The organism is Flagellimonas aquimarina (assembly GCF_003149745.1).
GTDB lineage: Bacteria > Bacteroidota > Bacteroidia > Flavobacteriales > Flavobacteriaceae > Flagellimonas > Flagellimonas aquimarina.
In genome coordinates, this window is record NZ_QGEG01000001.1 from 775,385 (window position 1) to 790,094 (window position 14,710).

Consider the following 14,710-nt stretch of genomic DNA (forward strand, 5'->3'; position numbering starts at 1 on the left):
GTTATTTTGTATTATTATTTAAGATGGTTTTGCCTTTTGAGATGCTTTCTGCCATAAGCAGTGCGTTGTAGGCATTGACCATTTTTCCTGATTTGGAAACATTATCAAAAGTGGTTGCGTTGGAGGGATCTCCTGACACAATCACGGAAGCTTTGGAACGCAATCCTGATTGCATAATAATCTGCTTTACTTGAGAGGCGGATAGTTGAGGATGATAAGACCTTATTAAAGCGGCTACACCGGCCACTGCTGGAGCAGCCATTGAAGTTCCTCCCTGAAAATCATATGTGTTGTTGGGCAATGTAGAATAGATTCCATCTCCGGGAGCGAAAACATCAACGTTCTGTTTACCATAATTTGAAAAATTGGCAACCATTTTAGAACCATAGCTGCTGGTCAGTGCACCAACGGTGATTACGTTATTGGAGAACTCAGCGCCTTCATATTTATGATCATTTGGGTAGTTGGGGTTTTCCATATTGTCTAAATCATCACCATCATTTCCGGCAGCATGAACAATCAAAACATCTCTAGATGCTGCATATTGAATGGCATCGTAAACCCATTGCGCGTTTGGAGAGTAAGATTTGCCAAAGCTACAGTTAATGATTTTTGCTCCATTGTCCGTTGCGTAACGAATTGCCATTGCTATATCCTTGTCATATTCATCACCGTTGGGAACTGCCCTAACGCTCATTAATTTTACGTTTTTGGCAACACCATTGGCACCTTTTCCATTGTTTCTTTTGGCGGCAATGATTCCAGCAACATGGGTTCCATGGCTTTCGGTGTCTACTCTGTTTTTTGGGTTTCCATTTCCGTAAGACTTATCGGATAAATCATAAGGATTGTCACCAACTGGAGTTCTACCGTCAAAATCTTTGTTGAGGTTATAATTTACTTGATCAGCAAAATAGGTAATACCCTCGGAAAGCTCTTCCATTACACTGGGAATGTTTTCACCATAAGAGAACATTTGTGTTAAAACCGCTACATGCTGCTGCATTTGTTCTGTTTTGGCATCAATGGCCATAAGTTCTTTTTTGGTATAGGAGCTTTTCCCCAACTCTTTTTTTACAGCTTCATCAGCACTTTTTACCACTTGGAAAATTTGCTCGTACTGTTGCTTGTTCTGAAGTGCTTTTGGATATTCCTCATCTAACTTTAGCCTAGCTTTTGCCCTTAATGAAGCATTACCAACATTTAATCTTAGCATGCGTACATATTCCAGCTGCTCATTGTAAGCTTCTCCTAAAAAGTTGTAGCCATGAACATCATCTATGTATCCATTACCGTCATCATCTTTGCCATTATTTGGCCGCTCTCCTTTGTTGGTCCACAGTACATCTCTTAAATCTTCATGCTCCAAGTCCATTCCAGAATCCACTACGGCAACAATTACGGTCTTTCCGGCTTTGTTTTTGATGATTTCCTTATAGGCTTTATCCACACTCATACCAGGAATGGTATCCGCTATTAAATCGGCATGTCCCCAATTTTTTTTCTGGGCCTCGGTTAGTTCTGAAATTTTAAGGGGTACGGCATCTATGTTTTCAACTGGGGTGGAAACCAGAGAGGTGGCACCACAACCCAATAAGAACAATGATGCTGAAAGTAATGTGAAATTAAGTTTGATATATCTGCGAGTCATAAAAACTTTTTTGTAAAAATGTAAAACTTTATTGCGGTTTGAATATTTCATTGAAAGAAAACAATTCGTCCAACCGCACTCCTTTTTCAGTATGTTTTAAGGTGCAAAGCTGGTTGTAAGCATCATGTTCAAAGAACAGTAAGGAATTGCTTTCAACAGTATTATCTAAAAATTTAGCTTTTTCATCAAGTGTTAGCAGCGGCCTGGTATCGTATCCTATCACATAAGGCAATGGAATATGGCCGACCGTTGGAATGAGGTCAGCAACAAAGACGATATTTTTTCCTTTATATTTGATATGGGGGAGCATTTGCTTTTCGGTATGTCCATCTACAAAAAGAATACCAAACCCAAGTTCGGATTTTTCTAAAAAAGGGGTGTCATTTCGTTTCACAAAGTGAAGCTGCCCGCTTTCCTGCATAGGCAATAGATTTTCTTTTAAGAAAGAAGCCTTCTCGCGAGCATTTGGATTTGTTGCCCATTCCCAATGCGCTTGATTGGTCCAGAAACGGGCATTTTTAAACGCAGGCTCATACCCTGTTCTATCATTATTCCATTGAATGCTTCCGCCACAATGGTCAAAATGAAGGTGGGTCATAAAAACATCTGTAACATCATCCCTATGGAAGCCCAATTCTTTTAATGAATTATCTAAAGTGTGGTCCCCCCAACGGTAGTAATAGCTAAAAAACTTTTCGGATTGTTTATTCCCCATTCCGCTATCTATCAGAATAAGCCTGTTGCCATCTTGTATAAGAAGTGATCTTGCGGCAATATCGATCATATTGTTGGAGTCAGCAGGATTAGTTCTGTTCCATATGGATTTAGGAACTACTCCAAACATGGCTCCGCCATCTAACTTAAAATTACCGGTCTCAACGGGATAAATAGTCATTCAGAAAAGGAAATGGCATGCAAAATAAGAAAAGCCAAACGCAAATGGCTAATAAACATATGTTTATTAGCCCTATTTTAACAAAATTAAACCACCAACGAATGCTTTAATAGCTTTTGCAGCTGTTGCCCAAAATAAATCATGGCCTTTATTTCCTGGACACTCAACAAGCGCTCCTTTTTAAGTATCAAGAGAGAATTACCGTTTGATTCAACATGATAATATGGATTGCTCTCTAGGAAGAAGATGAGATCATCATGGAACAATGCCTGTATTTCTGTCTTTTTTTCACCGCTGAGGAAAAAACGGCGATTAAAATCAGGGTGGTTCTTAATGGAAATATCTTTGAAACCTGCTAGTTTGTAAATTCGTTCCAAAAGCCCTTCTTTATCTAAGGAAAAAATAGGGAGCTGATGTGGCAGGGCAACATACATTATAGTTGTTTTTACTACTTCTTTTGCAACAAAAGCCCCTTCCGTAAATTCAACATCAAAGACAGAGCAATTATCTTTTTCATCAATAAGTTTATTGTAGAAATAACTTATTTCACGTGTTTTGAAAAAGATAAAGTTTGATAAAAACTTTGTTTTGATGCTTTTCTTAGCTTCATAGGACCAGTCATATTCAAGCGCGGTTGCTTTTAAACTGGCCTGTCTTCGCGTAAAGTACTTTTCTATGGGCTTTAGGGTTTCTAGAGGCAGTATTTTTCTTATTGCAAAAGGGTGTTTAGAATCTGCACCATGTTTATCCAAACCAACAATCTCTATACTTCCTCCTTTTTTTGAAAAGGTATCCATATAATTCTCTAACCCCTCCATAACGGTATGGTCCACAAAACTACAGACAGAAAAATCTATAATTACATTTTGATCCTCAGGAACGGCATCCAACTTGTTTTTTAGTCTGTAAAAATTAAGAAAACTACAGAAGTACTTTACGCTTATATAGTATGTTTTCTCTTCATGTTCTTGAAATAAGAGCACGTTTGGCTTAAAGACATTGGCCAAGAATAAAAGAGAACTTTTATTGATGATCATATGAATGACCATAGTAGATAAGATACCAACACTTATTCCCGTAATTAAGTTGGTGAAAAGGGTGGTGAGCAACGTGATAAGGAAAATCACAATTTGCTCTTTACCAATTTTTGCCACTTTGCGAAATGTTTTGGGTGTGGCCAGCTTATAACCGGTGTACACCAAAATAGCTGCGAGTGCCGCCAAAGGAATTTTTTTAAGCTGCTCTTGAAACAACAAAATAAAAACAACAAGAAAGGAAGCATGAAAAAGATTGGCAGATCTATTGGTGGCACCATTATTAACATTTACAGAACTTCTGGCAATAACAGTGACCACATTTAGCCCCCCCACAAGACCACTTAAGGAGGTAGCTAGGCCAAGCGCTTTTAAATCTTTGTTCACATTGGACCTTCTGCTTTGAGAATCCAGCTTATCCACAGCTTTTATGCTCAAAAGGGACTCTATGCTGGCAATAAGTGTAATGGCAAATACGCTAACAATAAAATCTGTTTGCAAGATTTTTGAGAAGTCTGGAAAGGCAAGATTGGAAAGCACATTTTCCGGGATAGAAATAAGGTAGGATGAATCCATAGGAAAAGGAAGCCTTAACCACCCAAAAGAATAACTAAACCCAACGGAAAGAATCAAAATCCACATTGGTGCAGGAATCAACTGAAAGTATGGATTACGAAGCTTTGAATAAAAGATCATGATTAAAAGGCTGATAATTCCAATCCCGGCCGCCACCATTTCCTCTATAGAACCATTTTGAATTAAATCTACCAGTCCATTTGGAATTTGAGCAAGCAACTTAACAATGCTTCCGTGTTCATTATTATGCCCGATCATTATATGAAACTGCTTTGCAAAAATGCCCCAGCCTATTGCGGCCAACATTCCCTCAATGGCAGAAGCAGGAAAAAAATCGGCCAACCTTCCCATCTTCAGAAAACCAAGGAGCAACATCAATATTCCAGAAATCACAATAGCGGCAAGCGTAAATAAATATCCTTGATATAAGTCTCCAGCACCCAAGGTTGTAATCGCTCCCAAAAGCACAATGACCAATCCATTTCCTGGCCCTGTTATAGTAACATGGGAACCTCCCAAGATGGCAACAACAACGCCGCCAACAATAGCCGCAATAATTCCAGAAATAGGTGGAGCGTCGCTTGCAATGGCCAATCCAAGTCCTAAAGGAAGGGCAATTAAGGAAACCACAAAACCAGAAAAAAAGTTCTTGGGCAATTCCTTAATAATTGTATTGTTATGGTTGGTTTTTGGTGTCAATTGGTTTTTCTAACAATTAGAAGGTCGGTTGGTAAATCGGATAAAATATATTCAATATCATGCGGAAAAATTCGATCCAGCACTCCAGTTTTTTTTGGCGCGTTCATCACCAATAGATCGGCACGAACAACTTCGGCATAATGGCCTATAGAGTACCCTCTTTTTCCGAAGATACTTTGAGTCTTTATTTTTAAGTCTTTCAAATATTCCTTTGGAATGGACTTTAGGATTTTTCTAATTCTGGAATCCTCTCTGTTTTTTAGCTTTTCCTTTAATATGGTTACTCGCTTCAAAGATTTATCATCTTCGATGTTCACCGCTATTTCTTTTTGCCTAATTTCTTCAACTATGGTAAGTTGTTTGGCACCTAAAGCATGTGATACATAAAAGGCGTTAGAAATGGCAAAAGGCGTCTCTTGGTCCTCTAAGCCATTGACCACTACGTGTTTGCAGGGCACTCTTTCTTTAGAAGGCTTAATCAATAGGAGTACCGAACAACAAACTTTTCTTGTAAGTTTTCTAGCAATTGATCCAACATAGAACTGATAAAGGTTTTCATGTTGAAGCGCACCTAGAATGAGAAGGTCAATACCAGAACTTTGACAAGTCTCTAGTAAAACCTCATCAGGTTTTCCAGTTTTCCATTCAATTGAAATCTCTAGGTTCTTATGCTCAACATGAGATAAGATTTCATGAATTTGCCGCTCTTTTTGATCAGACTTACTACCTACATGAAGCAAAATGAGTTTTGCGCCAAAAAAGTGTGCGATTCTTGAAGTTTCCATTATGTTGATTTTCAAGGTGGGAGAAAACGCAAAACCAAATAAAACTGTTTTAAACGGGTTATTCAAAGACACTATTTTTAACAAGATGAAATGCCAATATAGCACTTAATGTATAAAGATCGGAACTGCCCTTCCATATTAGTTAAAATATGAAAGAAAAACAGTAAATTTCAAGAAAACTAAAGGAATGCTTGAACTTGCAGGAATAATCATTCTTGGAATTATTGCACAATGGGTGGCATGGCGTTTTAAATTGCCGGCAATTTTACCCCTTATTTTAATTGGGCTGTTGGTGGGCCCAATTGCAACCCTCTATACTGAGGATGGAGCAAAACTGATTGAGCCGATATGGAATGGAGAAAAAGGACTCTTCCCTGGCGATGGCCTATACTATTTTGTTTCTTTGGCCATTAGTATCATTTTATTTGAAGGAGGGCTTACTCTAAAACGAGCCGAAATTAAAAACGTTGGCCCGGTTATTACTAAATTAATTACCATAGGCTCTATAGTCACTTTTTTTGGTGCAGGAGTTGCAGCGCACTATATTTTTGGACTTACTTGGCAAGTCTCATTTCTTTTTTCTGCCTTGATCATTGTTACGGGGCCTACCGTGATAACCCCTATTCTTAGAAATATTCCTCTTAAAAAAGATGTTTCGGCTGTTTTAAAATGGGAAGGAATTCTTATCGACCCAATAGGCGCTTTGGTGGCGGTATTGGTGTTTGAGTTTATCAGCGTAGGAGAGGGCAGTGCTTTTACACAAACGGCCCTAGTTGAATTTGGTAAGATCTTACTTTTTGGGACCACTTTTGGTTTTACGTTTGCCCATGCATTGGCCTTTGCAATAAAAAAGGATTTAATCCCACATTATTTAATGAACGTAGTATCGCTTTCCGTTGTGCTTCTTGTGTTTGTAGAATCTGATGTTTTTGCACATGAGTCTGGGCTTTTGGCCGTGGTTGTTATGGGCATGGTAATGGGCAATATGAACCTGCCCAATCTTAAAGAGCTGCTTTACTTTAAAGAATCTTTGAGTGTTTTACTGATATCCATTCTTTTCATATTGCTGGCAGCAAACATTAACATTAGCGATATGGAGCTAATTTTTAATTGGAACACTGTAGTACTTTTTGCCATTATAGTCTTCATAATTAGGCCGCTTGGCGTTTTTATTAGCGCACATGGTTCCGGACTAAAACTTAAGGAAAAACTGTTTATAGGGTGGGTGGGTCCAAGAGGTATTGTTGCCGCAGGTATAGCCTCTTTGTTTGGGTCCAAATTATTGGCAAAAGGAGTGCCTGGCGCGGAGTATATTACACCATTGGTTTTTATGATCGTTTTAGGAACTGTTCTTTTGAATGCAACAACAGCTAGACTTTTTGCAAAATTGATTGGAGTATTTTTAACCAAGTCTGAGGGCATATTAATTATTGGAGCCTCCAAAGTATCAAGGATAATAGGTGATTACCTAAGAAAGAACAATAGACATGTTGTGCTAATTGACAATAACCAAACCAATGTGGAAAAGGCTCAGAGCTTAGGCTTGGAGGCAATGACGGCCAATATTTATTCGGATTCCTTGGCGGACAACATTGAATTGAATGACATGGGCTATTTGATGGCACTTACAGGAAATTCGGATATCAACAAGTTTGCGATTGATAAGTTTAAAAAGCAATTTGGAGAGAACGGTGCATTTAGATTGGTAAACTCTGAAGAGATGAACAATCCGGAAAATAATCCGGAAGAAGGTCTTTTTTCACATAATGATGATTTCATTAAACTAACGGATGCCGTACGCAAGTACCCAGCAATACATGAAATTGGTTTAAAGGACAAAGAACACTATGATGGCCTTATCGATATTACTCAAAAGGATAACAACATCATCCCGGTATTCACCAAATCACCAGATGGCAGTATACAGATAATCCCGGCAAATAGTAAAGACTTTACTCCTAATGGAGAAGGACACAAGCTGGTATATTTAGGAAAGAAGTTCGATATAGATTAAAAGCCGCTCACCATTAAAACATTTTTTTACTTCGTTCATGTGATTTTTCATGCACACATCAATTCATTTAAGGTATTCATATATTTTTAAAAAGGTTTTACGCGCAGCAATTATACATTGCAGCAGTCTAAATAAGAACCTAAATTTTAAAAATGAAAAAAACTATCTTTTCTCTAGCAATGATTGCCTCAATCGCACTCATAGGATGTTCAAATGATGATGGTGCAAAAATAAAATGTGATTCTTGTGTTCTTGGTGATGGTAAAGCAGAAATATGCGATAACGGTGATGGAACTTTTACTGCAAAGCATGGTGGAGAAACTGTTGAGTTAACTCAAGAAGATCTAGATGCCCTAGAACTTACGGCAAAAGAGTACATACTGCTCGTATGTGCAGTGGGAACTGGAATATAGGAAGAGAAAACAAGAGAGGTCTTGCTTAATCGTTCAGCTTTAAAACGGCCATAAAAGCTTGTTGTGGAATCTCCACATTTCCTACTTGGCGCATTCGCTTTTTACCTTTTTTCTGTTTCTCCAATAATTTTCGTTTTCTAGAAATATCCCCACCATAACATTTCGCAGTAACATCCTTGCGAAGCGCTTTAATTGTTTCTCTGGAAATGATTTTGGACCCAATGGCCGCTTGAATAGGAATATCGAATTGCTGCCTTGGAATTAGCTCTTTTAGTTTTTCGCACATCTTTTTTCCAATATGATGGGCATTGTCAAAATGGACCAATGCGGATAAGGCATCAACAGGCTGGGCGTTAAGAAGTATGTCTACCCTAACCAGTTTGGACGTTCTCATTCCAATTGGGGTATAATCAAAAGAGGCATACCCTTTAGAGACCGTTTTCAACCTATCATAAAAATCGAAAACAATTTCTGCCAATGGCATATCAAAAATGAGCTCTACCCGCTCTGTGGTCAAATACGTTTGGTTTGTAATTTGTCCACGCTTTTCTATACATAGGGACATAACATTACCCACAAAATCTGCTTTTGTGATTATTGTTGCCTTAATATAGGGTTCCTCCACACGATCGACAGTTGAGGGATCTGGAAGATCTGAAGGATTATTTACAATCAGAGGAACTTCTCTGTCTTTGGTTGTAAAAGCATGATAGCTAACATTGGGAACCGTAGTGATTACGGTCATGTTGAACTCACGCTCTAAACGCTCCTGAATAATTTCCATGTGCAGCATCCCCAAAAACCCGCAACGAAAACCAAAGCCCAGTGCGGCACTGCTTTCTGGAGTAAAAACCAGAGAAGCATCATTAAGTTGTAACTTCTCCATGGAGGAGCGCAGTTCTTCAAAATCTTCCGTATCTACAGGGTAAATTCCTGCAAATACCATGGGCTTTACATCTTCAAAACCTTCAATGGCATTTTGTGTAGGGTTCTGTGCGTCTGTTATTGTGTCTCCAACTTTTACTTCGCGAGCGTCTTTGATTCCCGTAATCAAATATCCCACATCGCCAGAGGAAATAATGTTTTTAGGAACTTGAGAGAGTTTTAAGGTACCTATCTCATCAGCAAAATAGTCTTTACCAGTAGCCACAAACTTTATCTTTTGGCCCTTTTTGATTTCGCCGTTAATTACTCTAAAATAGGTTTCCACACCTCTAAAAGGGTTGTAAACGGAATCAAAAACCAAGGCTTGCAGAGGTTCATCAAGATTACCTTGCGGGGCAGGAATCCGATCAATTATAGCAGTAAGGATTTCTTTTATGCCAATGCCAGTCTTTGCGCTGGCAGGAATTACTTCTTCGGGTTTGCATCCTAATAAGTCTACTATATCATCTGTTACCTCTTCAGGATTGGCGCTTGGTAAATCTACCTTATTGAGAACTGGAATGATTTCCAAATCGTTTTCTAATGCCAAATAAAGGTTGGATATTGTTTGTGCCTGAATACTTTGTGCGGCATCAACAACCAAAAGAGCGCCTTCGCAGGCAGCAATTGAGCGCGAAACCTCATAAGAAAAATCTACATGTCCAGGGGTGTCAATTAGGTTGAGCACATAGCTTTCTCCCTCATGTTCATAATCCATTTGAATGGCATGGCTCTTAATAGTAATGCCACGTTCCCGCTCCAAATCCATACTATCTAAAAGCTGGTCTTGTTTTTCACGTTCGGTTACCGAACCTGTAAAATCCAACAAGCGATCGGCCAAGGTACTTTTACCGTGGTCTATATGTGCAATAATGCAAAAATTTCTAATGTTCTTCATAACAACTCCTGCTAAGCAAAAATGAGGGCTTGTAAGCAACTGCAAATATAGGTCTTTATAACACCTAGAATAGGGTTTTTTGCAAATATGGAAAGAGGGGCGTTTACATCGCTCTAAAATATTTTCTTAGATTTGATATTGAACCCCAAACTCGACTAATGCGAATCGCCTGTATTTTTTTATTGGTGTTTTTGACATCTCTCAATTTAGTTGCGCAGACCTATCAGATCAAAGGAAAGGTAGTAAATAGAGAAAACCAGATTATTCCATATGCAAATATTTTGCTGTTGCAAGCATCAGATTCCACTTTTGTAAAAGGGACCTCAGCGGATGATAATGGACTTTTTGCAATTACAGAGGTAGAACCAAATTTGTATTTACTTCAGGCAAGTTATGTTGGGATAGGGTCAGAGCCTCGCGCATTGGATATTACAAAAGACGTATCGTTAGGTGCTTTGATAATTCCTTTGGAAACCAATGATCTTGAAGAGGTGGTTGTTACCGCAAAAAGGCCCACATTAAAAAGGTTGGCGGACAGACTGGTATTCTCGGTTGAAAATACGGTCGTCTCGCAAGGAACTTCTTGGGATATTTTAAGAAATACTCCTGGAGTCATTGTAAATCAAGAAGAACTTCAGATAAGGGGGCAAAGCGCAACAGTTTACCTAAATGATAGAAAAGTACAGTTATCTGGTCAAGAGGTGAAAAGTTTACTAGAGGGACTTTCGGGCACTACCATAAAATCTGTAGAGGTAATAGCTAACCCACCTGCGAGATATGAGGCAGACGGAGGGCCAATTCTAAATATAGTCACGGCCAAGAATATAATTCCAGGGTATAAAGGAAGCGCTAATGCAAGCTATACCCAAGCGGTATTCCCAAAATATAATTTTGGGACGAGCCATTATTATAAAACGGACAAGCTAAATCTATTTGCCAATTATTCCATAAGCCCTAAAAAGGAAATCAAGAAAACAGATAAGGGAATTAATTTCATTGACAACACCAATTCAATCTTTTCAAGGTGGGACACAAAATACAATCAGATTATTCGCACTCAGGCGCACAGTGCAAACCTTATTCTAGATTATGACTTTAATGATCAAAATAGTATAAACCTTACTTCCAATATGACCCTTAATCCAGGTCAGGAAAGTGAGACTTTTTTAACCAACGAGATAAGGGATTCTCAGCGGGTTCTTGACTCTACGTTCACCACCCAGAACAACACGGGCGCTGACAATACTAATTTAGCCCTTGACTTAACGTATGTGCATAAATTAAAGAAACCGGGCGCAAGACTTTCTTTAAATGGACATTACACCTATTATGACGCAGAAGCGGAACAAAACCTTAGTTCTATTTATTTTGACGACAATGGCAGTTTTATTAGAAATTTTGGTTTCGACACAGGTTCTCAACAGGACATTCAAATATATACAGGTCAGGCAGATTATTCGTCGCCAATAGGAAATGCTTCTATTGAGGCGGGGTTAAAGGTTTCATCCATCAGTTCGGAGAGCAGTGTTGATTTTTTCAATTTTATTGGAACAGATGACGAGGTAAACGCTTCATTATCTGATGATTATGTATATGACGAGAATGTCTACGCAGCATACTTTAGTTTGGTAAAAAACTGGGAGAAATGGTCAATGAAAGTGGGGTTAAGAGGAGAGTTGACGAAGGCAGAAGGAACCTCTTTGACCTTAAACCAAGTAAATACCCAAGATTTTTTTGAACCTTTCCCTTCCTTGTATGTACTTTATTCACCTTCGGACAACCACAGCTTTGCTTTTGATTATGGAAGAAACGTGAATAGGCCAAAGTATAATGATTTAAATCCGTTCCGTTATTTTTTCAATGAAAATGATTTTGAAGAAGGCAATCCAGGATTGTTTCCCAGCTTTGCCAACAACTTTAACCTAAACTACACCTTGAACAGTGAGTTTTTCTTTGATATATACTATCGTGACAACGGCAAGAACATTGCTGATTTGGTTTTCCAGAACAACAACAGTCAGACTTTGGTGGAGTTAAAGCAGAATGTATTGGGAAGTAAATCTTACGGGCTGGACTTTACAGTGAGCAAGAACGTTTTTCCTTTTTGGTTTCTTTATGCATACACTTCCTTGTTTCATGAAGAAGAAACATTTTTGGCCGTAGAAAGCAACAATCAAGAATTCACCAATGAGGTAGATGGGGTTTACAGTTATTTGGCCAATTATTTAACCCTTTCAAAGGATGGCACATTTACAGGGGAGCTAACGATGACATATCTTTCCAAATTTTTATTTGGCTCTTATGTTTCTGGCGAACAACTAAACTTGACATTGGGACTAAGAAAATCGTTTTTCAATAATAGGGCTACCATTTCTGTTGCTGCAGAAGATCTGTTGGAAAGGAATATCACCACCTATACTTCAAGATACCTTAATCAAGATAATTTTTACAGGATAAGATTAGAGCAGCAATTTATAAGGGTAGGGATAACCTATAACTTTGGAAACTTTAGACTACAGGACAACCAGAGGGAGATTGACAAAAAAGAACGAGAAAGGCTAGAGTTAGAATAAAACACTGGTTTTCTCACATTTTGTATTTTTGCTGTCCGAAAAAAAATGGTTTGCCCAAAATAGGAAATATAGAACTCCCAGATTTTCCGCTACTTCTTGCACCAATGGAAGATGTAAGCGACCCTCCTTTTAGAGCTTTGTGCAAAGAGCAAGGGGCAGACGTGGTGTACACAGAATTTATTTCTTCAGAAGGCCTCATTAGGGACGCAGCCAAGAGCACCATGAAGTTGGATATATATGAAAAAGAGCGTCCTGTGGGAATTCAAATATTTGGAGCTGAATTGGATTCCATGCTGCAAGCTGTTGATATCGTAGAAAAATCCAACCCAGATATTATAGATATAAATTTTGGATGTCCGGTAAAAAAAGTGGTCAGTAAGAATGCGGGCGCCGGAATCTTAAGGGATATTCCTTTAATGGTCAAATTAACGGAAGAAATTGTAAAAAGAACCAAATTACCGGTCACCGTAAAAACCAGATTGGGTTGGGACAGCGATTCCATTAAAATTGTTGAGGTTGCGGAACGCTTGCAGGATGTTGGCATAAAGGCCATTGCCATACATGGGCGAACAAGGGTTCAGATGTATAAAGGAAATGCAGATTGGAAACCAATTTCGCAAGTAAAAAACAATTCTAGGATGCATATTCCCGTTTTTGGAAATGGGGATATTGACACACCGGAAGCCGCGGTTAAAATGAGAGATGAATTTGGATTGGATGGAGCAATGATCGGCCGGGCCAGCATTGGAAACCCATGGTTCTTTGCTGCGGTAAAGCATTTTTTTAAAACGGGGACCCATTTAGAACCTCCAACTATGGAAGAACGGGTAGATGCCGCTAGAAGACATTTGCAAATGGCAATTGACTGGAAAGGGGAAAAACTTGGGGTTTTTGAAACAAGAAGACACTATACCAACTATTTTAAAGGGATTCCTCACTTTAAGGAATATAGAATGAAAATGGTTACGAGTGATGAATCTGCAGACGTATTTGCAGCTTTTGATGAGGTGTTGGAAAAGTTTGGAGACTTCCAGTTTGCTTAGGCCTCAATTAATTTTCTAGAAATACTCCTGCTGGCAATTTTTGAAGAGATAAAACCAAGTACCACGATTGTGGCCAATACAACAAACACGTTCATTAGATCATATTCCACAGGATAGGATAATGAGGGTGTTATTTTCAACCAACCAAAAGCGAGCTGGGATCCTATTAGCAATGATCCTATTAATACTCCAATAAGCCCACCAAGCGAAGTAACCAAAAGCCCTTGTGTAAAGTATATGGTACGTAACTCCTTTATGGTCGCCCCTAGGCTAAACAATGTTTTAGAGTTTTGCTGTTTATCTAAAATCATCATGATAATGGCGCCAACAACATTAAAAAGAGCTATGATCAATACAAGGGTAAAGATTAAATATGTTGCTAGGTTTTCGGTATTGAGCATTCTGTACAGCGTGCTGTTTTGCTCTTGTCTATCCAGCACCAAAAGGTCGTCTCTCAAAACATCCTTTATTGCAGCCTTTATATCTTCAATAGGAATTTCACCATTCAGTTTAAAGTTTATTCCGGAAACTTGGGTACTATCTTTTTCCAATAAAGCCTGAACCAAGGGCAGTTGGGCAAAAACATATTTTTTGTCCAGATTTTCTTCTACTGCGTAAACGCCGCTCACAACAAGGGGCAGCTCATTATAAGGTTTGGTGTTTAAGCCTTGCTGAGACAATGAGCCCTTACCTGGTTTTGGAACCAAAACGGTCATAGGTGTCCTATAATTATCTAAGGGCACACCTAATAAATTGTAAATGCCTATTCCCATAACACCATTGTACTCCGTAACGCCCCAATTTCCAAAATATAAGGTGCTATCTACTCCCGTGACCGAACGGTAATTAGTATCTATTCCTTTAATATAAGCGATACAACTTTTTTCTCTGAAAGTAAGGTAGGCTCTTTCTTCAAGCTCCTTGGAATAATTTGCTAGGCCGGGAATATTACCCAATGCAATTTCTTCTTCAGCAGAAACAGAAAAATACTTTCCCGAGATGGGCAATGCTTTTAAATCTGGGTCAAAAGTATTGGTGAAAGAAAGGCTAAAGGTCTTTAGTCCGGCAAATGCGGAGAGTACCACAAAAAGTGCTGCGGAGCCAATTACAATGACCAGAAAGGTGATGAAATTAATAATGTTCACCGCATTTTGGCTGCTTTTGGAACGTAGGTACCGTTTTGCAATGTAAAAGGAAAAATTCAA

Annotated in this window: 10 protein-coding genes; 4 read left to right on the plus strand and 6 right to left on the minus strand. The window is 38.7% G+C overall.

All coding sequences use genetic code 11. The features are described from left to right. Nucleotide 1: 1 nt before the first annotated feature. The 4 genes from DKG77_RS03510 to DKG77_RS03525 form a co-directional block, all read right to left on the minus strand. On the minus strand, nt 2–1,651 hold the full coding sequence (locus DKG77_RS03510; protein ID WP_109661413.1) for a S8 family peptidase: 1,650 nt from the start codon (nt 1,649–1,651) through the stop codon (nt 2–4). A 28-nt stretch (nt 1,652–1,679) separates the two neighbouring features. After that, nucleotides 1,680–2,546, minus strand: a complete 867-nt coding sequence (locus DKG77_RS03515) for an MBL fold metallo-hydrolase (RefSeq protein WP_109660237.1) — start codon at nt 2,544–2,546, stop codon at nt 1,680–1,682. An 86-nt stretch (nt 2,547–2,632) separates the two neighbouring features. Next, a complete protein-coding gene (locus DKG77_RS03520; RefSeq protein ID WP_109660239.1) occupies nt 2,633–4,855 on the minus strand; it encodes a SulP family inorganic anion transporter in 2,223 nt (740 codons plus the stop codon). Continuing rightward, on the minus strand, nt 4,852–5,640 hold the full coding sequence (locus DKG77_RS03525; RefSeq protein ID WP_109660241.1) for a universal stress protein: 789 nt from the start codon (nt 5,638–5,640) through the stop codon (nt 4,852–4,854). Before DKG77_RS03525 ends, DKG77_RS03520 begins: the two co-directional genes overlap by 4 nt. A gap of 187 nt (nt 5,641–5,827) precedes the next feature. Between DKG77_RS03525 and DKG77_RS03530 the strand changes: the two genes are divergently transcribed. Together DKG77_RS03530 and DKG77_RS03535 are read left to right on the plus strand one after the other, a co-directional pair. After that, the gene (locus tag DKG77_RS03530) at nt 5,828–7,654 is read left to right on the plus strand and encodes a cation:proton antiporter (protein WP_109660243.1); all 1,827 of its coding nucleotides are present in this window, start codon (nt 5,828–5,830) and stop codon (nt 7,652–7,654) included. Nucleotides 7,655–7,833: 179 nt separating this feature from the next. Beyond that, nucleotides 7,834–8,067, plus strand: a complete 234-nt coding sequence (locus DKG77_RS03535; protein WP_133248412.1) for a hypothetical protein — start codon at nt 7,834–7,836, stop codon at nt 8,065–8,067. 25 nt (nt 8,068–8,092) lie between these two features. Here DKG77_RS03535 and lepA read toward each other — a convergent pair whose 3' ends face one another. Further along, nucleotides 8,093–9,889 carry a translation elongation factor 4 gene (gene lepA, locus DKG77_RS03540; protein WP_109660247.1) on the minus strand — a complete coding sequence of 599 codons (1,797 nt, stop codon included), beginning with the start codon at nt 9,887–9,889 and terminating at the stop codon, nt 8,093–8,095. Between the two features lie 158 nt (nt 9,890–10,047). On the opposite strand from lepA, the gene DKG77_RS03545 reads away from it, so the two are divergent. Then, nucleotides 10,048–12,462 carry an outer membrane beta-barrel family protein gene (locus tag DKG77_RS03545; protein ID WP_109660249.1) on the plus strand — a complete coding sequence of 805 codons (2,415 nt, stop codon included), beginning with the start codon at nt 10,048–10,050 and terminating at the stop codon, nt 12,460–12,462. A 50-nt stretch (nt 12,463–12,512) separates the two neighbouring features. Further along, nucleotides 12,513–13,505: a tRNA dihydrouridine synthase DusB gene (gene dusB, locus DKG77_RS03550; RefSeq protein ID WP_109660251.1), complete on the plus strand. Its 993-nt coding sequence runs from the start codon at nt 12,513–12,515 to the stop codon at nt 13,503–13,505. Here dusB and DKG77_RS03555 read toward each other — a convergent pair. Further along, the gene (locus DKG77_RS03555) at nt 13,502–14,710 is read right to left on the minus strand and encodes an ABC transporter permease (protein ID WP_109660253.1); all 1,209 of its coding nucleotides are present in this window, start codon (nt 14,708–14,710) and stop codon (nt 13,502–13,504) included. The two genes, dusB and DKG77_RS03555, sit on opposite strands and share 4 nt — an antisense overlap.

Bases quoted from the DNA above. Each gene is read 5' to 3' on its own strand.
- DKG77_RS03510 (WP_109661413.1), bottom strand. From the start codon at position 1,651: ATGACTCGCAGATATATCAAACTTAATTTCACATTACTTTCAGCATCA.
- DKG77_RS03515 (WP_109660237.1), bottom strand. From the start codon at position 2,546: ATGACTATTTATCCCGTTGAGACCGGTAATTTTAAGTTAGATGGCGGA.
- DKG77_RS03525 (WP_109660241.1), bottom strand. From the start codon at position 5,640: ATGGAAACTTCAAGAATCGCACACTTTTTTGGCGCAAAACTCATTTTG.
- DKG77_RS03530 (WP_109660243.1), top strand. From the start codon at position 5,828: ATGCTTGAACTTGCAGGAATAATCATTCTTGGAATTATTGCACAATGG.
- DKG77_RS03535 (WP_133248412.1), top strand. From the start codon at position 7,834: ATGATTGCCTCAATCGCACTCATAGGATGTTCAAATGATGATGGTGCA.
- lepA (WP_109660247.1), bottom strand. From the start codon at position 9,889: ATGAAGAACATTAGAAATTTTTGCATTATTGCACATATAGACCACGGT.
- DKG77_RS03545 (WP_109660249.1), top strand. From the start codon at position 10,048: ATGCGAATCGCCTGTATTTTTTTATTGGTGTTTTTGACATCTCTCAAT.